We start from the raw sequence: 21,211 nt of genomic DNA on the forward strand, positions 1-21,211 counted from the left end.
ACAGGAAGCCTTCCAGCGAGCCCTGACCGAAGGTGTTGCTTCAACGAATTGACACCGCCGGGTCATGCCCGACGACAAGGACTCATGCCGGTCCCCGGCCGATCAGCGGGACCGGGGGCCCGCGCCGGATGAAGGCAGGACGCATACCGCTGCAGACACGGCAGGGTGTCTTGCCGGGCGGAATTCTCACGCCGCCCGCACCACCTGCAAATGATCCCCTTCTCTTGAAACGAGGGCGGAATACCCTATTCCGACGGGAGGCAATGAGTACGTCGAAGAAAAGGGGTTTCTTGCCGCGTCGGCCCGCCCTGACCTGCTGAGATTCTGGATCCCGAGGAAGAGGGAGCAAAAGCTTGGGCGGTTGCTCACATCAATCACAGGCGCCCTGATCGTCACACCAGTCACAGCCGGGCACGAGCGCTGGAAAAGATCACCCGATGCATTCCCATTGATCATCCACCGCCAACGAAGGAGGCGCACGGGTTGAATTGCCCGCCCATCCTTGACGCTGGTTGTGGCGCTCTGTAATCCCGCTCGGAATTCAAGTGCCGGGATCACGGGGGGAACATGTCAAGCCATACGCATGCGCGTTTACCTGCGGAATCCGCCATGCGTTCCGTGCCTGTTCCGGTCGGACTTCCCACGCACTGGTACAACTTTCTACCCGACCTGCCGGCCCCACTGCCGCCCGTCAGGGACGAGGGGACCCCCTCGGCCGCCGAGATCGCCCTGCAGGTGCGTCCGAGGGCACTGCTCGACCAGGACCGGCCGACGGAGCGACGGGTGCCGATCCCGGAGGCGGTCGCCGACCTGCTGCGCCGGATCGGCCGCTGCACCGGGCGCGGGCGCTGGAGGCCGAACTCGGTACGCGGGCCCACATCTACCTCAAGCGCGAGGACGTCCTGCCGACCGGCAGCTTCAAGCTGAACTCGGCCGTCGTCCAGGCCTACTATGCGGCGCAGGAGGGCCGGACGACGCTGGTCACCGAGACGGGCGCGGGCCAGTGGGGGATGAGCGTGGCGCTGGCCGCCTCCCTGGCCGGCCTCGACAGCGAGATCTTCATGGTCCGCTGTTCGCTGGACCAGAAGCCCTATCGCCGCCACTATATGGAGCTGCTGGGCGCCACCGTCCGCGCGTCGCCGTCCCCGGACACCTCCTTCGGCCGGGAGCTGCTCGCCCGGTCCCCCGGCCACCCCGGGAGCCTGGGGACTGCCATCAGCGACGCCATCGGACACGCGCTCGACCTCGGGCCCAAGGCCGCCTATCTGTCCGGCAGCGGCGTGCCCCACGTGTACCTGCACCAGACCCTGCTCGGTCTGGAGGTCCAGGCGCAGCTCGCGGCGCTCGACGAGCCGATAGGCGTCCCCGGCCGGGGCGACCACCTCATCGCGTGCTCAGGCGGCGGCAGCAACCTGTGCGGACTCGTCGGCCCCTTCCTCGGCTCGCTCGGCGACGGGAGCCGCGACCTGCGGCTGTTGGCCGCGGAGTCCTCGGCCGCCCCGCGACTGACGGCCGGACGTTACCGGTACGGCCGCTCCGACCTCGCGGGACTCACCCCCGAGGTCCTCGGGTACTCCATGGGGCCCGACTTCGTCCCGCCGCCCGTGCACACCGCCGGGCTGCGCAACCACCACAGTTCCGCCGCGGTCAGCCTGCTGCGGCACGAGGGCCTGCTGGACGCGGTGGCCGTCGAGGAGAAGCGCGCCCTGGAGGCGGGACGGCTGGTCCTGCGAACCGAGGGACTGCTCTTCGCGCCCGAGACCACCCATGCGCTCGCCGCGGCCGTCGAAGTGGCGGTGCGGGCCGACGAGACAGCGGCGGACCCGGTGATCGTGGTGCTCGCCAGCGGTTCGGGCCTGCTCGACCTGCAGAGCTACGCCACAGTGCTGTCAGGGGGCGCCCGATGAGCGCCGAGCGGCCGACGGGCCGCTCCGGCGGCGCCGTGCTCGACGGTTTCCGCGCGGCGCCGGGCGTGCACTGCGAGACGACGATGCTCGGCAACATGCTGCGGCACGCCGGCGTCGACGTCTCGGAGGCCCTGGTGTTCGGCCTGGGGCAGGGCATCGACGCCCAGTTCTTCCCGCCCCCGCCGCACGCTTCTGTCCCCCCGATGCTGACGGGCCGCGTCGGTCCCGGCCTCGTCGCGGAGCACGCCTGCGCCGCCCTGGGCATCGGCCTGGTCACCCTGCGGGAGGCCGACGACGCGGGCGCCCACGCCCAGGCGGTCGCCGCGCTGTCGGCGGGCCGGGTCGTCGGGGTGACGGTCGACATCTTCCACCTGGACTACTTCGCCTCCCGCACCCACTTCTCGGCGCACTGTCTCGCACTCCACGGGCTCGACGACTCGACGGCGTACGTGGTCGACACCGCGCAGCAGGGCGGCGCCCAGCAGCTGCCGCTGGCGTCCCTCGTTCGCGCTCGCGCCTCCGACGAGGGGTTCATGCCGTCGCCACGGCTGCACTGGCACCTCGACGGCGGGCCCGACGCGCTCCCCGGCTCGGCGGCGGACCTCGCCCCCCGGATATGGCCCGCCGTCCAGGGCGCGGCCGCACACTGCCTGGACCGCGGACGGGGCGACGACCGGGGGATCTCCGCGCTGCGCCGGGCGGCCGGGGAGTTACCGGGCTGGGGGCTGCTGCCCCGGAGCGAGGCCGTGATCCCCGAGATCGCGAGGTTCTGGCGGTTCGCGGGGACCGGCGGCACCAACTTCCGCGGTCTGTACGCGGAGTTCCTCGCCGAGGCCCACGCGCTGACCGGTGACGCGGACCTGCTGCCGTCCCTGACCGCGTTCACGGACATCGTCGCGGCCTGGACGGACCTCATCGACCACGTGAGCGCCCATGCCGGCGCGGCGGACCGTTCCGCGCACCTCAAGGAGGCCGCCGCCCGGCTCCACGCCATAGCGGACGCCGAGGAGGCCGCGTTCGCGCGGCTCCTGGAACTGTCCCGCGACCGGACCGGGACGGTGTGAGGGCGATGGGGGACGTACACACCACCACGGTGCGGACGGTGTGCCGCATGTGCCACGGGGGCTGCGGCGCGCTCGTGGAGCTGACCGACGGCGTGCCCACCGCGATCACCGGTGACCCGGACAACCCGACGAGCGAGGGCTACTTCTGCGTTAAGGGCAAGGCGTCCCTGGACCTGGTCAGCAGCCCGGACCGGCTCCGGACACCCCTGATCAGGTCCGGCCCGCGCGGGAGCGGGGCGTTCCGCCCGGTCGGCTGGGACGAGGCGCTCGACCGGGTGGCGGGCGAGCTGCGGCGGAGCGCGGAGCGTCACGGTCCCGAGTCGGTGGTCCTCGGCCAGGGCACCGACCGGAACTACCAGGAGTGGGTCTTCCGGCTGGCGAACGCCCTCGGCACACCCAACGTGGTGGGACCGGCACATGTGTGCTTCTACCCACGCGTCATGGCGTCGATCCTCACCTACGGCGGCTTCACGTTCTGCGATTACGCCGGGAACCCGGAGGTGGCCCTGCTCTGGGGCAGCAACAAACTCAACACGCACTCCGACGGTGTCATCGGCGTCGGCCTCATGCGTGCCCTGGAACGCGGGACCCGTCTCGTCGTCGTCGACCCCCGGCGCACCCGTACCGCCCGGCGCGCCGACCTCCACCTGCAACTGCGGCCGGGCACCGACGCCGCGCTCGCGCTGGGTCTCGTCCACCTGGTGATCGCCAACAAGTGGTACGACGCCGAATTCGTCGACCGGCACACTTCCGGCTTCGACGCGCTGGAGCGGCACGTCCGGCCGTACGACCCCGGGACGGTGGCCGCGATCACCGGGCTTGCCCCGGACCGCATCGAGACCGCGGCCCGGATCTACGCCCAGGCGTCCCGCGCCTGCGTCGAGGCCGGTACGGGCCTCTCGCAGTCCGAGAACGCCTTCGACACCCACCGGACGATCGCCGTGCTGACCGCCCTGACCGGGAACCTCGACGCGCCCGGCGGGGACGTCATCTGGGACCCCATGCCGATCGAGGGCCGGCGTGCCTTCCCCCGGACCGATCTGCTCTCCGAGGAGCAGGCTGCCAAACGCATCGGCGGCGCCGCGCACCGGGTGCTCTCCATGACCGGCTGGGTGGCTCCGTCGGACCTTCAGGAGGCGATCCTGCGCGAACGCCCCTACCGCGTCAGCTCGCTGCTGGTCTTCGGCTCCAACCCGCTGGTGTCGCACGAGAACGCGTCGGCCACCAGGGAGGCCCTCGGCAGGCTCGACTTCCTCGCCGTCGCCGACATGTTCATGACTCCCTCGGCGCGGCTGGCCGACGTCGTGCTCCCGGCCTCCTCCTGGCTGGAGCGCGACCAAATCGTGGAGTTCAACTCCTACCTCGCCGCCCGGCGCCGGGTGACGACCGTGCCGGGCACCAGGTCGGACGAGGAGATGATCATCGAGCTGGCGCAGCGCCTGGGCGTCGGCCGGTACTTCGCCCCGAGCGTCGAGGACGCGCTGGACGCGAAGCTGAGCGGCATCGGACTGACCTGGGAACAGTTCAAGGAGGTCGGCCACCTCCCCAACACCAAGCGGTACCGCAAGTACGCGCAGGACGGCTTCCGTACCCGCTCCGGCCGGGTGGAACTCGCCCACCGGGGCCTTGCGGCAATGGGCTACGACGCGCTTCCGGCCTTCCGGCCGCCGCCCGCCATCACGGACGATCTGCCGTACGTCATGACCAGCGCGCACAACCTCCAGTTCTTCAACAGCGAGTTCAGGCAGCTCCCCACCACCTCGCACCGCTACCGCGAACCGCGCGTGACGCTCCACCCGCGGGCCGCCGGGCATCTGGCGGTCGCGGACGGGGACCGGGTGGAGATCTACCGGGACCCCGGCCGCCCCGGCGTGGTGATGCGGGCCCAGGTGTCCGACGTGGTGGCCCCGGACGTCGTCGTCGCGGACGCGGGCTGGTGGTACCCGGACGAGGACGACGTCGACATGGCCACCAGGTCGTCGATCAACCGGATCACGGACGGCGACCGCCGCGACCCGTACATGGGCAGCTCGATGCTGCGCGGGGTGCCCGTCGGAATGCGCCGGGCCGCGGAACCCGCGGACGCGGCCGGACGAACGGGCCCAAGGCCGTCGGATCCTCAGCCGTCGCACCCACATTCGGAAGGACGGTCCCATGGCGGGCATCCGCGGCACTGAACGGATCCACGAGACCGAGGTCGGGCTGCAGGGGCCCGAACTGGCGCTCAGGTACGACGAGATGCAGCGTCACATCCGCGACCGCGGCTGGCTGCGGGAGAAGGTCGACAGCGTCCGGGACGCCGGCATCGGATCCGGACGGGTCCTGGAAGCCGGTTGCGGGCCCGGCTATCTCGGCCTGGAATGGCTGGCCCAGGCCACCGGCGACGCCACCCTGGCTGGCATCGACCTCTCCCCGGCGATGCTCGACCGGGCGCGGACCAACGCCCAGGCCTACGGGGTGTCGTCACGCACCGACTACACCGTCGCGAACGTCCTCGAACTGCCCTTCCCGGACGCGACGTTCGACCACGCCTTCAGCTCCGCGTCGCTGCACGAGTGGTCGGACCCGGTCACGGCGCTGCGCGAGATCCACCGCGTGCTGCGCCCCGGCGGCGCGTTCTGCGTCTCCGATCTGCGCCGGGACACCGACCGGACCACCCTCCAGTTCATGAAGGCCAACATCGCCGTCGACATGCGCCCCGGATTCCTCACCTCGGTCCGGTCCGCGTACACGGTCCCCGAGGCCGCCGATCTGCTCCGGCAAGCCGGAATCCGAGCCGACAGTGTGACGGCGGTGCAGATGGGACTGGTGATCGCGGGACGGAAGGAGAAGAAGTCATGACCACCGCCACCCACCCCCACCCCTGCGCCCACCGCGTCGAGGCGGGCACGTTCCCGACCGGTCCCGAGTTCCCCGCCGTGTGGCGTGAACTGCTCGCCGAGTCGGCGGCCTGGACCGAGGTCGACATCGCCGCGTACCTGCGCACCTGGTGCGGAGAGTCGCCCGCGGACGTCGCCGCGCGGTTCGCGGGCGTCAACCACATCGGTGTCTACCTCGGCGACTACGCCTCCGATGAGGAGGTGTTCCGCTGGCACTCCTATCTGGAGGACCTGAAGCGCGACGGAGAGCTGACCGGGGTCGAGATGGGCCCGTCGTACATCTCCCCCAGGCAGTACGGCACCCCGGGCTGGTGGCTGTCGGTGTCCCTGCCCGACGGCCGGGTGATCGAGACCTTCACCTGCCGGCACTTCGGCGCCTGGACCGGCAGGCCCGCCACCGAACGCCGGCGGCTGATGTCGCACGTCGCCCTCGAGGTGTCCACCGCCGAGGACGTCCGGGAGGTCCTCGGCGGACTGGAACGCGGCATCGCGCACGTCGAGGCGATCGCCTACACGGAGGCCGACGAGGTGGGACACACCTACGGGCACCTACGCAACAACGCCACGCAGTCGGTGCTGGAGATCGTCCATGACGCCGGCGGGAAGGAGCAGGTCTGATGGCGAACTGGCTGTCCGGCGAGCACTGCGAGTCGAGCACCCTGGTCAACATGATGCGGTCCCGCGGCATCGACGTCAGCGAACCGCTGGTCTTCGGCCTGGGGCGCAGCCTGTCGTTCCTCTACTGGCACTCCAGGCAGATGCCGGCCCCGTTCCTCGGCGGCCGCGTCAAGCCCGACCACCTGATCCGCAATGCCACCCGCGCCCTCGGCGTCGAACTGCGCGAGACCCAGACCATCTCCCCGGCCAAGGCCGAGCGGGAACTCATCTCCGCGCTGGACGAGGGCGAAGTGGTCGGCCTCAAGCTCGACCGCTACCACCTCGACTACGCCGAGGACAGCTACCACTTCGCGGCGCACTACCTGGTGTGCGTCGGATACGCCTCGGAGACCTACACCGTCGTCGAGACCCAGGGCCTGGGGGTCCGGACGACCAGCCGGGAGAGCCTCGCCCTGGCGCGGGCGGCGAAGGGGCCGATGAGCTCCCGCAGCCTGGCGTTCCGCCTCGGCGACTCCGCCTACGACCCGGCGGGGCTGCCCGCCGCGTGCCGGGAGGCGATCGCCGAAACCGCGCACGCCTTCCTGAACCCGCCGATCACCAACATGGGCCACAAGGGCTTCCGGAAGGCGGCCCAGGCCGTGCGCGGCTGGTGCGACACCCTCGACGACCCGGCTGCCGCGTTCGGCTTCCTCTCCCACAGCATCGAGGACGGCGGCACCGGCGGCGGCTTCTTCCGCAGCCTGTGGGCCGACTTCCTCGACGAGGCCGCCGAGCTGACCGGCGAGACGTCCTACGCGGCCGCCGCCGACACCTACCGGGGCCTGGCCGCGCGCTGGACCCGCATCGCCCAGCTGGTGGCCGACGAGTCCGACCCGGCGGTGCTCCGCAAGGCCGTCGAGGAGATCTCGGCCGTCCTGACGGAACTCGGGTCGGCCGAGCACGACGCCATGGCGAAGCTGGCGGGCACCCCATGACGACGACACCGACAGACCGCCGGGAGACCCGGACGCAGCGGTTGCACGACGTGATGGCGGCCCGACGCCGGGTGGCACGCCGGGTCGCGGAGGTGGCGTCCCTGGACCGCGACGGGCTCGGCCGGTGGGCGGAGTCCGCCCTGGCGCGCACCGTGGCCCACGCCCGGCGTAACTCGCCCTTCTACTCCTGCCGCATCCCCGATTCCCTGGTCAAGGCCGTTGCCGCGGACCCCGAGGCCTTCCGTTCGGTGCCCTTCACAACCCGGCAGGACCTCGCCGCGGCCTACCCGCTCGGTCTGCTCGCGGTCCCGCTGCGTGAGGTGACCCGGTTCGACGAGAGCTCCGGGACGAGCGACGGCAGCTCGATCGCCGCCTTCTTCTCCGCCGACGACTGGATCGAGAACAACCTCACCGTGGCCCACCTGCTCTCCGCGGTGCTCGACGGCACCGATGTGGTCGCCGTCGCCGTCCCGTACGAACTCGCGGGGGTCGGCCAGGACCTGGACCGCGCCCTGGAGTTGCTCGGATGCACGATCGTGCCGCTCGGCGCGGCCTCCCCCGACTGCCCACCGGAACGCATGGTGCGGGCCCTGCGGCGCTCCGGGGCCACCGCCCTGGTCTGTTCCGGCACCCGCGCCCTGCTGCTCGGCGAGGTGGCCCGGCGCAGTGGCCTCGACCCGGCCGGGGACCTCGCCGTCGACAAGATCCTCACCGCCGGCGAAGGGGCCTCGCCCGCCAAGAAGGCGCTGCTGTCCCGGGAGTGGGGCGCCTCGGTCTACTCGATGTTCGGCATGACCGAGACCAACACGCTCGCCATGTTCTGCCCCCGGCAGGACCTCCATCTGGTCGAGACGCGGACCTACTTCGAGATCGTCGACCCCGCCACCGGCGCACGGCTGCCCGACGGCGAGACCGGCGAGCTCGCCGTCACCACGCTCGCCGGCCGGGCCATGCCGCTGCTGCGCTACCGCACCGGCGACACGTGCCGCATCGAGGCCGAGCCCTGTCCCTGCGGCTCCCCGCTTCGTCGGCTGCGCCACCGCGGGAGGCTCGGGGACCGCATCGCAGTCGGCCGCGGCTGGGCCTCCCAGCTGGAGATCGAGGACGTCGTCCTCGGCGCGCTGACCCGTCCGCCGTACTTCTTCGCCTTCGACGTCGACGGATCCGTCCTCGACATCGCGCTGCCGCCCGCCAGTGCGGCCGACGGGCGGACCCGCGACGCGATCGCCGCGCAGGCCGACCGGCGGTTCGGGGTCGGTACCCGGTTCGGGGTGCTCGACGTGCCGGCCTTCGAGCACGCGCTACGCACCTCGGCCAAGCCGACCATGCGGAACTTCCTGCGCACCCCGGGGAGGCGGACGCCGTGACCAAGGCTCCGCTCCCAAGCCGGCTGCCGCTGACCGGCCGCTTCCACGTCGACGACACCTGCATCGACTGCCAGCTCTGCCGCGACCTCGCCCCCGAGAACTTCGAGAGCGACCCCGACACCGAGACCCACTACGTCCTCAAACAGCCCGAGAACGAAGACGAGCTCGACCAGGTCCTCGACGCCTACGAGTCCTGCCCCAGCGACTCCATCCACTACCTGCGCATATCCACCGAGGAGTGACCACGATGACCACGCAGGAGTTCCACGCGTGTCCGGTGCCCGTCCTCGGGGCGAGCGCCGGGACACCGGCCGGCTGCCCCGAGGCCGGCTCCCACCACAACGAGCTGGGGGCCATCGCGCCCAGCTACGACCACCTCCACCGGATCGACCTGCTCGCAGCGGCGAAGGAGAAGTTCCTCACCGAACCCGGATCGTACGCGTCCACCGTCCGCGCCGTTCTCCAGGCGTCCGAGGTGAACCTGCTCAACCTGGCCCGGCTCACCGGCCGGGCCAGGGAGGCCGTCGAGACCCGCGACTTCGCGACCGCCGCCCGCCTCGTCCACTGGAGCATGGGCTTCCACCGGCTGCTGCGGGGCCTCGGCTCGGTGTGCCAGGAGGCGCAGAGCCTCTACGGCAGCACCGCGCGGCCCGGTACACGCCTGGTGGATCTGGCCGAGACTACCGGCTACGAGAGCTACGTCGACGAGCTGCGCGCCTTCGACGACGAGGTCCGGTGCTCACTCCTCGTCAGCGACCCGCCCACCGTCCGGACCACGATCGCGACAGCGGGCATCGACGACGCGCTGTACCGACTGCTGCACGGCATCCGGATCTGCAGCCACGACATCACCAAGTGGGAGAGCGACCTCTCCGGGGTGCCGCTGCCACTCGAAGGCGACCTGAACGAAATCCTGTGCACGGAGCTGCTCGCCGAAGCGGTCACCGCCACCGAGCTCACCCCGACCACACTGCACGGTGAGTTCGTCGCCCTGCACCAGATCCCGGAGATCCTCGCAGCGGAGTCCAACGACCACCTGGAACAGGCGGTCCGCGACGTGCACGCGGGCGCGCTCAGCCGTGCCGCGGCGCACCTGGCGGTCTGCAACGCCGTCCTCGGCCCGATGGTCGAGGCGCAGCGCGTCATGGCCGAGCTGCTGTCCACCGGCGACTACCACGGCTTCCGGGAGAACCTGGGCCCGGCCAGCGGCACCCACTCGCTGGCCATCAAGCAGCACATGTTCAAGGACCTCTTCAAGCACTTCTGGAACGAGGTCGCGAAGTGGCTGACCGGCGACGGCGAGGGCTCCCTGGAAGGCGCCACCCTGGCCCTCGACGCCGACCGGCACGCGGATGCGGAGTCCTGGCTGCGCCATCAGGTGCTGCACCAGGCGTTCCGGCTCCACCACACGTACCAGGAGTGGCGACACGAGCATCTGCACATGCCGCGCAACTGCCTGGGCAGCGGCGGCACCAAGTCGATGATCGGCGTGTCCGACGGACCGGCGGCCGTCTACAAGATGCGGGACGCCGCCAACGCCCAGCACGCGCTGAGCGCGGTGCACAGGGCGCGGGGCGTCAGGCTGACCAGCCGCGTCGACGGTTCTCCGCTCGCTGCCCTGCTCACCGATCCCGCGTCCGTGGACTCGGAGCTGATGCGCATCGTCGGCGAGGCGACGCGTGAGTACTTCCCGGAGGTCCAGGAGCAGAGCTATCAGCAGTTCACGACGGGCGCACCCGAACGGACACCGTAGGAAGGCCGGGAATGCCGACATCAGAATTCGAGACCGCCGCGCCAACGGGTGACACCCCGACGCGTGACACCCGTCCCCCGTCGCGGCCGGCGGCGCACGACGGCCGGCCGGGCCTGGGGGCGCACGACGGCGCCTCCTTCGTCGCCAGCCTGGCCGACGACCGCGAGGTGTGGGTGGAGGGCGAGCGGGTCGACGTGACCACGCATCCCGACTTCCAGCCGATGCTGCGCACCCTCGCGGGACTGTACGACCGCCAGCGCTCCCCCGAACTGGCGCGGGAGATGACGTTCCCGTCCGAGGTCAGCGGGCATCCGATCAGCCTCTCGTACCTGACGCCCAGGACGCCCGAGGACCTGGACCGCAAATGGCTCAACTCCCGTCACTGGGTGGAGGGTTCACACGGCCAGATCTCACGTGTCCCGGACTTCATGGCCAACGTGGCGGTCGGGCTCCACGACTTTCGGCACGCCCTCGGCGAGGTCGACCCCGCGTTCGCGGAGAACGCGGAGCGGTACTACCTGCACTGCCGCGAGAACGACCTCGTGCTGACCCACGGCCTCGGCGACCCCCAGGTCGACCGCTCGGTCACGCCCGTCCAGCGGCCCGAACTCGGCCTGCGGGTGGTGCACCGGAACGACAGCGGCATCGTCGTCCGCGGGGCCAAGCAGATCGCCACTCTCGCGCCGTACGCACACGACGTCCTCATCTACCTGTCACCCGCCAACTACCTGCGCGAGGACCCGGCGTACGTGTGCTGGTTCAGCGCCCGGCTCGACACCCCCGGACTGCGGATCCTCTGCCGTCGCACGTACCACGGGCAGGCGCACACGCTCGGGTCCCGGTTCGACGAGCAGGACGCCATGCTCGTCTTCGACGACGCCTTCATCCCCCACGACCGCGTCTTCCTGCTCGACGACGCCGGCACCGCGGTCAAGGGCTTCCATGCACTGAACCGCTGGTCCCTGTACACCGGGCAGATCCGGCTCCACCACCGGCTGCGGGTGATGCTCGGAGTCGCGTCCCTGCTCGCCAAGTCCATCGGGGTCGACAGGTTCCGCGAGGTCGGCGCCATGCTCGGCGAGTTGGCCTCCTACGTGTCGGTGATCGACCTCGCGCTCAAGTCGATCACCCAGGACGCCACCCGGACCAAGAGCGGCCTGCTCGCTCCGGGGTCGACCGCGGCCCTGGACTCCATCGCCGGCCAGTTCTCGGAGCGGGCGTCGGCGATCGTCCGGCAGATCGGCGCATCCGGGCTGATCATGCAGCCCGCCGAGGGCGATCTGCGCACGCCGGACCTGCGTACGGCACTCGATCTGTACATGGGCGGACGCGATACGTCGGTCGAGGACAAGTCGCGGATGTTCCGGCTGGCCGGCGACCTGGTCATCGACCGGTTCGGCATGCGGCAGGAGCTGTACGAGGCGTGGAACCGCGGTGACCCCGCGCGGGTCCGCTCCGCGCTCTACACGACGTTCACCGATCTTCCGGGTTGCGAAGCCGCAGCGCGCGTCCTGGCCGACCTGCTGGAGCGCCCGTGACCGACGACGGCGCCGTGAAGGGCCACGACAGCATCGTCCTGGAGGGCGTGACGACCCACAATCTCAGGTCGGTCGACGCGACGCTGCCCAAGGGGAAGTTCATCGTCGCGGCCGGGGTCTCCGGGTCCGGCAAGTCCTCGCTGATCATCGACACACTGTTCGAGCACTCCAAGTCCATCTATCTCGGCGCGCTCTCCAGCAAGTCCCTCGACCTGGGCGACGGCGACTACCGGTTCGACCGGATCACCGGAATCCAGCCGCCCGTCGCGCTGCGCCAGCGCGACGGCGGATACGGCAACCCGCGCTCGACGGTGGGCACGCTCACCGGGATCGACGGGCTCTACCGCATCCTGTTCGGCGCCGCGTCCCATCCGGTGTGCCCGGTCTGTTTCGGCCCGACCGGGGCCGACCTGCTCTGTCCCGACTGCGGCGTCTACACCGAGCCGCACTCCGCCCAGCACTTCAGCCCGAACCGGCGCGAGGGCAAGTGCCTGCACTGCGACGGGGTCGGCGAGCTGGTCGGCTTCTCGCTCGACCGGATCGTCCCCGACCCGTTGCGGACCCTGAAGGAGATCTGGGACGGGGCCGACCCCGGCACCTTCGCCGTGCCCAACTGCCGCAAGGTGTTCGAGGCCATGGCGGACGACACCGGCATCCCGCTCGACCGTCCCTTCGCCGGTCTCACCGACGAGCAGCGCGAGCGGGTCCTGCACGGCAGCGACACCGTCTACTCGATCAAGCTCAGCAAGGTCACCAACGACTTCCGGTTCGAAGGCATCCTCGGCTTCCTCGAGCGTGCCTACCGCAATGCGAGCAGCTCCGCGCGGCGCAACGCGTTCGCCAACTACCTGCTCAGGAAGACCTGTCCGGTCTGCGAAGGAGGCCGGCTGCGCACCGAGTCGCTGAGGCCCACCGTCGACGGCCGGACCTTCCCGCAGTTCCAGCGGGAGGAGCTCAGCGACTCGACCGCGCGGCTGCGGGACGCCCTGGCCGAGGGACGCCTGCCCGGCCAGGTCCGCGAGCTGGTCAAGGAGATCGTCAAGCAGTGCGCCAACATCGCGCAGGTCGGTCTCGGCCACCTTCAGCTGCGGCGCCCGGTCGTCACCCTCTCGGGCGGCGAGCTGCAACGACTGCTGCTCGCCCAGCACCTGGCGAGCGACCTCACCGGCGTCATGTACGTCCTCGACGAACCCACCGCCGGACTGCACGACGCGGAGACGGACGACATCATCGCCTCGCTGCGGCGGCTGCGGGACCTGGGCAACACCGTCATCGCCATCGAGCACGACGAGGCCGTGATCTCCGCCGCCGACTGGGTGGTGGAACTCGGCCCCGGCGCCGGCTCCCGCGGCGGGGAGGTCGTCTTCGAGGGCACCGTCCCGGAGCTGCTCGACCACCCCGACTCCCCCACGGCGAAGGCCCTGCACTCCCCGCCCGCCGCGCGGGAGACGGCCGGACCGGACGGCGCCGAGTGGCTCGACGTCCGGTCCCTCACCCGCAACAACGTCGAGGACCAGTCCGTACGTCTGCCGCTGCTCGGCCTGACCTGCGTCACCGGAGTCTCCGGAGCCGGCAAGAGCTCCCTCGTCGCGAGCCTCCACGACAAGCTCAGGGCCGCCCTCAAGGGCACGGCCGGCGACGTCGACGGGATCAAGCACCTCGACCACGTGACCTACGTCGAGAAGCGCCCCATCGGCCGCTCCAGCCGTAGCACCCTGGCCACCTACATCGGGATCGGCGACCACATCCGGGACGCCTTCGCGGGCAGTGAGGAGGCCGTCGAGCAGAACCTGGGCCGCTCCGAGTTCAGCACCAACGTGGTCGGAGGCCGCTGCGAGGCGTGCAAGGGGCTCGGCCTCGCCGAGGTCGACATGACGCTCTTCCGCAGCGAGCACGTGGTGTGCTCGGAGTGCGACGGCCGACGCTTCCAGGCCCATGTCCTGGAGGTGCGGCTCGACGGCAGCAGCATCCACGACGTGCTGTCGATGACGGTCGAGGACGCCCTGGCCTGGTTCGACCGGCTCGGCCACGCCAAGATCGTCAAGGCGTTGCGGGTCCTCGCCGAGTTCGGCCTCGGCTACCTGCCGCTCGGCTCCTCCACCGCCACCCTCTCCGGCGGGGAGGCACAGCGCCTCAACCTGGCCGGCGAGCTGAACAAGCAGCGCCGCGGCGGCACCCTGTTCATCTTCGACGAGCCCACGCGGGGCCTGCACCCGGCGGACACCCGCCACCTCCTGGCCCTCTTCGAACGCCTCATCGCCTCCGGCAACACCGTCGTCGCCATCGAGCACAACCTGCGTGTCGTCGCCGTGGCCGACTGGGTGGTCGACGTCGGACCGGGAGCGGGCCGCGCCGGTGGCAAGGTCGTCCACTGCGGGACCCCCGAGGAGCTGCGCGCGTCCGGGACGTCGGCCACCGCGCTGCACCTGCGCCGGGCCCTTGGGAAACCCACCGCGGCCCCAGCCCCTCCCGCTCCCGTGTCGTCGCCCGCGTCCGCGGCCGGGCGGCCGGCCCGCTCGGTGCCGCCCGTACCCCTGCGGGCCGGGGCGGACGACCTGCTCCCGAGCGCGGTCGCCATCGTGACCGGCTGCGGCGGCGACGCGGCGGGCGGCGGGTTGGCGCCGCGGGGCCTCACCGTCGCCTCCCTGACGACGGTCTCCGAGGAGCCCGCCCTCATTGGCTTCCTGGTCAAGGCGACGAGTTCCACCTGGGCGAGCATCGCCCCCCGACCGCACTTCTGCGTCAACATCCTCAGCGGTGAGCAGTCGGACCTCGCACGGGTCTTCGCCCGGACCCGGCCCGACCAGCGCTTCGACGACGTCGACTGGGCCACGACCGCCGACGGCTGCCCCCGTATCGAGGGCGCCTTCGGATTCATCGAGTGCCGGACGGCGGCCAGCTACCGGCTGGGCGACCACCTTCTCGTCCTGGGCGAGGTCCTGCGGACGGAGACCGACGGCGACCGCAGGCCGCTGCGCCGCGAAGGACTCGGCAACACCACCGAGTACGGGTGGATTTCGGCCGGGGAACCGGCCGAGACGGGAGCTGCCCCATGACATCGTCCACGACCGCCCGGTTCGAGGCGTACTTCGACCAGTGGCTGCACACCCTGGAGGCCGACACCCACGGCGGCACCGACGCCCGCCCCGACACGCCCACCCGCCCCACCGCGCCGGTGCGGTACGGGGAATGGGAGGGCCCCGACGGCAGCACCCGCCCGGTCCGGACGAGCCGGCCGGAGTGGATGCGGAACCAGATCGACATGGCCCTCGCCCTGAGCGGCCTCGTCACCCCCGACGACGTCGTGATCGTCGCCGCCCCCTACGAGCTGTCCCTGGAGGGCGCGTCTGTCGAGCGGGCCGTGGAGTGGCTCGGCGCCTCGCTCATCAGCGTCGGGACCAGCAACACGATCTGCCCGGTCCCGCGGCTGCTCGGCCTGCTCCACCGGTACCGGGCGACGACGCTGGTGTGCTCGCCGCAGCTGGCCGCCGACCTCGCCGCGCTCGACGAGGCGGGCGGCAGACGCCCCGCCGCCGCCTTCACCCGCGAGGCACGGCCCCTGTTCGCCCGCGGCGAGGCCGAGGTTTTCGAGACGCCGACCTCGGCTGCTCCGTACCGGATCGCCGAACTGATCGGCGCCGTTCTGCGCCGTGACCTCGACGCCGTCTCCCGCCTGGGCCAGCAGACTGCCGACGATCTGCCTGTCCTGGAGCAGCTGCTGGTCGGGGAAGCCGCCGAAGGGCGGGCCGATGTGGCGGATGCCGCCGTGCTCGCCGCCATCGAACGAGAGCAGGGCGACGCAGCCTGACAACGTGGTCGACAATTGCCCCATGGATGTCACCGAGCTGCTCGAATCGGCTTCCCTCCTGGTCCCGGAAGAGCTCGCCACCGAAAACGACATCACGGTGCGAGACGTCTGGGACTACCTCGCCCACGACGAATGGCAGATCGCTCTGAGTCTGCTGGAGGAGCTCGGGGACGGACGTACGCTGCCTCTGACATTCTGGGAGCAGCTTGCCGAGGCGGCTGGGCAGCTCCGCCTTGAGCGGAGCGCGACTTGGTGCCACTGGCGGTGCTCCGAGATCCGGAACGGGATGATCCGGGCGGACCTGACGCTCCGTTCGGCTGCAGAGGCGCGACGCAGGACACCAATCTCCGGTCACGGTGTTCTGCGGCCCATGTGGGACATCGGGAACCTCTCACCCACCGGGGGTGCTGCGGTGAGTATTGCCGGGCTCTGGGTCGAGGACATGCCCTTCCTGGAGCCCGGTGGCCGAGCCACTGTCCGCCTCGTTCCCCTCACCCCCTCGCACTGGAAGCATGTCGAAACCGGCCAGCGGATCAGCATGCACGAAGACCGGAGCGTGGCCGGCACCGCAGTCGTGCTGGAGGTTCATCTTCCTGCCACCGCCATGCCCATGAGATGACGCCGACCGCCCCAGATCCCTCACGGGTGCAGATATCTCCGTACTTCGTGGCACAGTCACAGGAGTACGCCGGCAGCTCGCCGCCCGCGAACGCGCCGCCTGCGAGCACGGCTTCGCCTATCTGAAGAACTGGCGCATCCTCACCAAGATGCGGCTGCATCCCCGCCACGCGACCACGCTCCTGCGGGCCCTGCTCGTCCTGACGAACAGCGAAGTCCATCGGTGACAGATGATCACCAGGAAACGATCAACCACCTACTGAGCTTTTCGGCTTGGTGTCGAGCGGTGGGCGGTGGTAGGCCGGGAGTATGCGGTACGCACAGGGTGGTGGCCTGACCGCGAAACGGCGGCAGGACCGTGAGGAGATCCGGTTGCAGGCCGCGCAGCGGTTCGCGCGGGGCGAGGCGACGGCGGTGATCGCGGCGGGCCTGCGGGTCAGTGAGCGGCCGGTGGAGCGGTGGCGCCGCAGCCGGCACCTCAATCAAGGACAGCTTCGCCGACCTCGACCTGACGGAGGCCGGTTTCCAGGTGCTGTTCGAGGCGCAGTGGATCCACCGCCCGGCGAGTGCGCCCGCCCCCGCGTCGGATCTCGTCTGGGCCGTGGCGGGCGACCCGGACACGCTGCGCGCCTGGGCGCTCGCCTGGGACGACGGGGGGCGACGCGGACCTCTTCCGGCCCGAACTGCTCGACGACCCCGCCACCTTCGTGCTCGCCGGACAGTCCACCGACGGCCGAGTGGTCGCCGGCGCGGTGGCCGGCCGCAGCCACCACGTGGTCGGAATCTCCAATGTCTTCGCGCTGGACGGCGGCCCTGACGCGGCCTGGCCGGTCGTACTGGACGCGGTGAACAGGCTGTTCCCCACCCTGCCGGTGGTGGGCTACGAGCAGGGCGTCGACCTGGCGGCAGCCATCCGCCATGGCTTCGAGCCGGTCGGTCCGCTGCGGATCTGGCTGCACGGCCGGTAACTGGACCGCTCCAGGGCCGCACGCCCCCATCGCGACCATCATCCCCATGAAAAGGCGTGACCGTCGACACGACTTCACCGACCCGGAAACTGCCACGTTCGGTGAGAGTTCTGGACGCAGGCATCTCACCGTCCTGGCACAGCCCAGCTCAGAACGCATCAGCGTCGTCATGATCGACGAGACGCGCGCCAGAATCGTCACCACGACCTCTGAAGCGTCCTGACAGGCACGGCACAAAACCCACTCCTACCTGCCATATCGCAGGTCGTCGGCCCCGCTTCTGCAAGATCTCATGAGACAGGACACAAGTGTCCTGTCTGGGTGGACCTGGCTTCGTCCTGCTCAATTTGTCACCATTCGTCACTCTGTCCGGTTGCAGTTGGTCGGCGTCGGCTGCCAGGACAGGGCCGGCACCGAGTGGAGATATGCCCGAGGTGATCTCGGTGTCGGCACACGGTGACAGGATGCTCAGGCCAGGCCAATCCCGAGACCGACAAGGATCCGCCATGCCCGGACCCGCATCCGTGACCTTGAACTTCGTCGAGCAGGGAGCTGGTCTCCCGGTGCTGGCACTGCATGGGTGGACACCCGACCACCGGTTGATGCTCGGCTGCCTGGAACCGGTCTTCGCCAGACGAGAGGGATACCGTCGGCTGTACCCGGATCTCCCCGGGATGGGCAAGTCGCCTGCGTCACCGTCCATGGCGAGTTCCGATGACATGCTGCAGGCGGTGGAGGAGTTCGTGCAGACCGTCATCGGTACTGCGCCGTTTCTGCTCGTCGGCGAGTCCTACGGCGGCTACCTCGCCCGTGCACTGGCCAGGTCCCGGGTCGAACAGGTGCGGGGACTGGCGCTGATCTGCCCGCTCGGCGCTGCGGTCGAGCACGCCGAACGCAAAGTACCCGCCCGCCAGGTCCTGCGTGCCGACCCCGACCTGCTCGACTCGCTGGACCACCGGCTTGCCATGGAGTTCAAGGACATTGCAGTGGTGCAGACCCCAGACACTGTGCGGCGTTTCCGTGAGGAGATCCTGCCCGGTCTCGACTTGGCCGACACAGAGGCGATGGCCCGCATCCGGCAGCGCTGGCAGCTCACCGAGGATCCAGAGGGCGGCGAGCCGTTCCGGCGGCCGACCCTGATCCTGACCGGACGGCAGGACGACAGCGTGGGCTACCTCGACCAGTTCGCGCTGCTGCCGCACTACCCGCGGGCGAGTTTCGCAGTCCTGGACGTGGCCGGGCACAACCTTCAGATCGAGCAGGTGGAGTTGTTCGATGCGCTGATGCTGGACTGGCTCGACCGAGTCGCCGCTGAATCGTAGGGGCCTGCTGTTCGGGGGCATTTGGGTCACGTTGGATGGCCGCCACGGAGTCGGTGGGCTCCTGCGACACGCGCTGCCGGCTCTCGTCGCGGCGCCCGTGCTCACCTGGCTGGCCGCCGCCGTACTGGTCCGCTCCCGGGCGGTCCTGCTGGTCGACTTCCCGCTGTTCTCCAAGGTCCAGGGCTTCCACCCGGGCGGCCTGCTCGGCCTCCAGTTCTACGACGCGCTGCCCTGGGACACCTACCTCGCCAACTCCCTCGTTCCCGGCGACTACTGGGGCCCCCAGATCGCCTCCAGCGTTCTGGTGCTCACCGCCGCCGCACTCCGCGTCCTGCGCCACCGCACGGCCCAGCAGTGACCAGGCGCTGATCCCGCACCGCCGCCCCGTTCATGACCGGACGGCGGGGCGGCGTCGCAGTCACCCAGATGACCGGACCACCTTCCGGAGGCATGCCGCGGACACCCGCCACACCGGCGAACCGACCCCGTCGCGAGGGCCGCCCCATCCCCCGTCGTACGGCCGTCGAACGCGCGGCCCCCCATCGCCACACCTCGGCACCCCCGGCCACGGCCCGTGGACCACACGGCCTCCGGCGGCCCTCTCGCCTTGCACCGCAGCCGGTCGACGCCTGCCCGACAGCGGCAGGGGTACCTACTGCCGCACCAGCAGTTGCCGTTGCCCCTGGCGCCTCATGCCGGGATGGTCCCGCGGTGGAGAGTGCCGTCGTGCATAACGAAGTCGACGCCGGTGGTGGCGTTGATGTCGTCGAAGGGGTTGCCGGGCAGGGCGATCAGGTCTGCGGTGGCGCCGGACCGGATGCGGCCCAGGTCGGGCCGTTGCAGCAGGTCGGCGGCGGTGCTGGTGGCGGCGCGCAGCGCCCGTAGCGGGGTGACGCCGCTCTCCACCATGGCGGGGAACTCGTTCCCGTTCTGGTGGTGGGGGAACATGCCGGCGTCGGTACCGAAGGCGATGCGCACGTCGCTGGCGGCGACGTTGCGGGCGCTGTCACGGAGTTGGTCGGCGTAGCGGTGGAACTTCTCCCGCTCGGCGGGGTCCTTGCCCTGCCAGTAGTCATCCTCGTCGAGGTGATCGAGCGCGTCGACGACCATGAACTGGGTGGGGACGAGGAACACCCCTCGCTGCTGCATGAGGGACAGCGTCTCGGCCGAGGCGAGGTTGCCGTGCTCGATGGACCGCACCCCGGCCCGTACGGCGCGGGCGACGCCCTCGTCGCCGTAGGCGTGCGGGGTGCACGGCACGCCCAGGTCGGCGGCGGTGGCCACCATCGAGTCCATCTCGGCCTGGGAGTAGGTGGCCTGCCCGGGATCGTCGGTGGGGGTGCCGAACCCGCCGGTGGCACCGAACTTGATCCAGTCCGCGCCGGCGCGGATCTCCTCGCGCACGGCTCGGGTGATGGCGGCGGGCCCGTCGGCGAGTACGCCGATCTCGCGGCCGTATTCGGGGGCGAGCAGCGTGGAGAGGTCCCCATGTGCGCCGCGAGCCGAGATCAGGTGCGGGGCCACGAGCATGCGCGGCCCGGTGATCAAGCCCTGGGCGAGGGCATCGCGCAGGTAGAGCGTGATCGGTTGGTCGGCGAAGGTGGCCAGGTCGCGCACCGTGGTGAACCCGCGGTCAAGCAGATCGCGCAGCACTGGCAGGGCTCGCAGGGCGATGACCGTGGCCGGGTCGGCGGCGAACGCGGTGAGCAGGGCGGAAGGGTCCACCGTGGTGTGGATGTGGCAGTCGATGAAGCCGGGGAGCAGCATGCGCTCACCGAGGTCGATCACCTGCCCCGCGCCTCGCTCTACACGATCGCCGACCTTGGTGATACGCCCGCCGCGGACCGCGATCTCGGTGTGACCGGACGGTGTCTCGGCCAGCCCGTCCCAGCTCCGCTCGGCTACCAGCACGACGGTTTCGCGCGAGGTGGTCGCGGCCATGGCCCCTCCGTGGCATACGTACCGATGCGTGCCCCCCCGGTCACCTTCCGATTGTCACACTTTGCTTATACATGTGCAGAAAACGCGATTCTGCGATGCCCCCGACATGTCTGCAGGCCGGTATGGCTTCCGAACCGCCGCCGTCGCTCGCCCTCGACCTGACCGGCACCTTCGCCTTCGGACTCAACGGAGCGCTGACGGCCGGGCGCGCCGCGCGGCTGGACGTGGTCGGCGTGGTCGCTCTCGACATGATCACCGCACTCGGTGGCGGGATCATCCGCGACGTCCTCATCGACTCGCTGCCACCCGCCACCTTCCAGGACTGGTGCTGCTTCGCCCTCGCCGCCGCCGGCGGGCTGATCGCGTTCGGCCTCAGCAAGCATCTGCAGCGGCGTTGTCATCCCTGAAGGAGCGGGGGTGGTCAAGAGGGTCTCCTCGTCCTTTTTCTCCGGTT

General features: G+C 70.7%; 17 protein-coding genes and 2 pseudogenes. 18 read left to right on the plus strand and 1 reads right to left on the minus strand.

The window, feature by feature from the left end; all coding sequences use genetic code 11:
• The first annotated feature begins 545 nt into the window (after nt 1–545).
• The 17 genes and pseudogenes from ACFP2V_RS35420 to ACFP2V_RS35495 all read left to right on the plus strand — a co-directional run bounded on the left by ACFP2V_RS35420 (nt 546) and on the right by ACFP2V_RS35495 (nt 19,174).
• The gene (locus ACFP2V_RS35420; protein WP_381219705.1) at nt 546–1,907 is read left to right on the plus strand and encodes a TrpB-like pyridoxal phosphate-dependent enzyme; all 1,362 of its coding nucleotides are present in this window, start codon (nt 546–548) and stop codon (nt 1,905–1,907) included.
• Nucleotides 1,904–2,971 (plus strand): BtrH N-terminal domain-containing protein, encoded by a 1,068-nt coding sequence (locus tag ACFP2V_RS35425; protein ID WP_381219708.1) that lies wholly within the window; start codon nt 1,904–1,906, stop codon nt 2,969–2,971. Before ACFP2V_RS35420 ends, ACFP2V_RS35425 begins: the two co-directional genes overlap by 4 nt.
• Before the next feature lie 5 nt (nt 2,972–2,976).
• Nucleotides 2,977–5,148, plus strand: a complete 2,172-nt coding sequence (locus ACFP2V_RS35430) for a molybdopterin-containing oxidoreductase family protein (protein ID WP_381219711.1) — start codon at nt 2,977–2,979, stop codon at nt 5,146–5,148.
• Nucleotides 5,126–5,812 carry a class I SAM-dependent methyltransferase gene (locus tag ACFP2V_RS35435; RefSeq protein ID WP_381219714.1) on the plus strand — a complete coding sequence of 229 codons (687 nt, stop codon included), beginning with the start codon at nt 5,126–5,128 and terminating at the stop codon, nt 5,810–5,812. Before ACFP2V_RS35430 ends, ACFP2V_RS35435 begins: the two co-directional genes overlap by 23 nt.
• Nucleotides 5,809–6,468 carry a hypothetical protein gene (locus ACFP2V_RS35440; RefSeq protein WP_381219717.1) on the plus strand — a complete coding sequence of 220 codons (660 nt, stop codon included), beginning with the start codon at nt 5,809–5,811 and terminating at the stop codon, nt 6,466–6,468. Before ACFP2V_RS35435 ends, ACFP2V_RS35440 begins: the two co-directional genes overlap by 4 nt.
• On the plus strand, nt 6,468–7,442 hold the full coding sequence (locus ACFP2V_RS35445) for a BtrH N-terminal domain-containing protein (protein WP_381219720.1): 975 nt from the start codon (nt 6,468–6,470) through the stop codon (nt 7,440–7,442). The genes ACFP2V_RS35440 and ACFP2V_RS35445 overlap by 1 nt, the downstream gene beginning before the upstream one ends.
• Nucleotides 7,439–8,809 carry a phenylacetate--CoA ligase family protein gene (locus ACFP2V_RS35450; RefSeq protein ID WP_381219724.1) on the plus strand — a complete coding sequence of 457 codons (1,371 nt, stop codon included), beginning with the start codon at nt 7,439–7,441 and terminating at the stop codon, nt 8,807–8,809. Before ACFP2V_RS35445 ends, ACFP2V_RS35450 begins: the two co-directional genes overlap by 4 nt.
• On the plus strand, nt 8,806–9,051 hold the full coding sequence (locus ACFP2V_RS35455) for a ferredoxin (RefSeq protein WP_381219727.1): 246 nt from the start codon (nt 8,806–8,808) through the stop codon (nt 9,049–9,051). The genes ACFP2V_RS35450 and ACFP2V_RS35455 overlap by 4 nt, the downstream gene beginning before the upstream one ends.
• A 5-nt stretch (nt 9,052–9,056) precedes the next feature.
• A complete protein-coding gene (locus ACFP2V_RS35460; protein WP_381219730.1) occupies nt 9,057–10,562 on the plus strand; it encodes a hypothetical protein in 1,506 nt (501 codons plus the stop codon).
• Nucleotides 10,563–10,573: 11 nt separating this feature from the next.
• The gene (locus ACFP2V_RS35465) at nt 10,574–12,100 is read left to right on the plus strand and encodes a 4-hydroxyphenylacetate 3-hydroxylase N-terminal domain-containing protein (protein ID WP_381219733.1); all 1,527 of its coding nucleotides are present in this window, start codon (nt 10,574–10,576) and stop codon (nt 12,098–12,100) included.
• Nucleotides 12,097–15,156 (plus strand): flavin reductase, encoded by a 3,060-nt coding sequence (locus ACFP2V_RS35470; protein ID WP_381219736.1) that lies wholly within the window; start codon nt 12,097–12,099, stop codon nt 15,154–15,156. Before ACFP2V_RS35465 ends, ACFP2V_RS35470 begins: the two co-directional genes overlap by 4 nt.
• Entirely contained in the window at nt 15,153–15,908 is a 756-nt protein-coding gene (locus ACFP2V_RS35475; RefSeq protein ID WP_381219739.1) for a hypothetical protein, read from the plus strand. The genes ACFP2V_RS35470 and ACFP2V_RS35475 overlap by 4 nt, the downstream gene beginning before the upstream one ends.
• Nucleotides 15,909–15,930: 22 nt before the next feature.
• Complete coding sequence (locus ACFP2V_RS35480; RefSeq protein ID WP_381219742.1) at nt 15,931–16,527, plus strand: hypothetical protein; 597 nt, start codon at nt 15,931–15,933, stop codon at nt 16,525–16,527.
• A 308-nt stretch (nt 16,528–16,835) separates the two neighbouring features.
• A pseudogene (locus tag ACFP2V_RS38795) lies at nt 16,836–16,997 on the plus strand (IS630 family transposase); the annotation flags it as partial.
• Nucleotides 16,966–17,494 (plus strand): annotated as a pseudogene (locus ACFP2V_RS35485) (hypothetical protein). The pseudogenes ACFP2V_RS38795 and ACFP2V_RS35485, both read left to right, overlap by 32 nt.
• Nucleotides 17,495–18,000: 506 nt before the next feature.
• Nucleotides 18,001–18,816, plus strand: coding sequence for an alpha/beta fold hydrolase (locus ACFP2V_RS35490; protein ID WP_381219745.1), 816 nt, complete (start codon nt 18,001–18,003; stop codon nt 18,814–18,816).
• Nucleotides 18,817–18,913: 97 nt separating this feature from the next.
• Entirely contained in the window at nt 18,914–19,174 is a 261-nt protein-coding gene (locus ACFP2V_RS35495) for a hypothetical protein (protein WP_381219748.1), read from the plus strand.
• Between the two features lie 332 nt (nt 19,175–19,506).
• On the opposite strand, the gene ACFP2V_RS35500 is transcribed toward ACFP2V_RS35495, so the two are convergent.
• Nucleotides 19,507–20,757 (minus strand): metal-dependent hydrolase family protein, encoded by a 1,251-nt coding sequence (locus ACFP2V_RS35500; RefSeq protein WP_381219751.1) that lies wholly within the window; start codon nt 20,755–20,757, stop codon nt 19,507–19,509.
• Between the two features lie 122 nt (nt 20,758–20,879).
• On the opposite strand from ACFP2V_RS35500, the gene ACFP2V_RS35505 reads away from it, so the two are divergent.
• On the plus strand, nt 20,880–21,164 hold the full coding sequence (locus ACFP2V_RS35505) for a trimeric intracellular cation channel family protein (protein ID WP_381219754.1): 285 nt from the start codon (nt 20,880–20,882) through the stop codon (nt 21,162–21,164).
• The last annotated feature ends 47 nt before the right edge of the window (nt 21,165–21,211 follow it).

It is taken from the genome of Streptomyces incanus, from assembly GCF_042656345.1.
GTDB classification, from domain to species: Bacteria; Actinomycetota; Actinomycetes; order Streptomycetales; family Streptomycetaceae; genus Streptomyces; species Streptomyces incanus.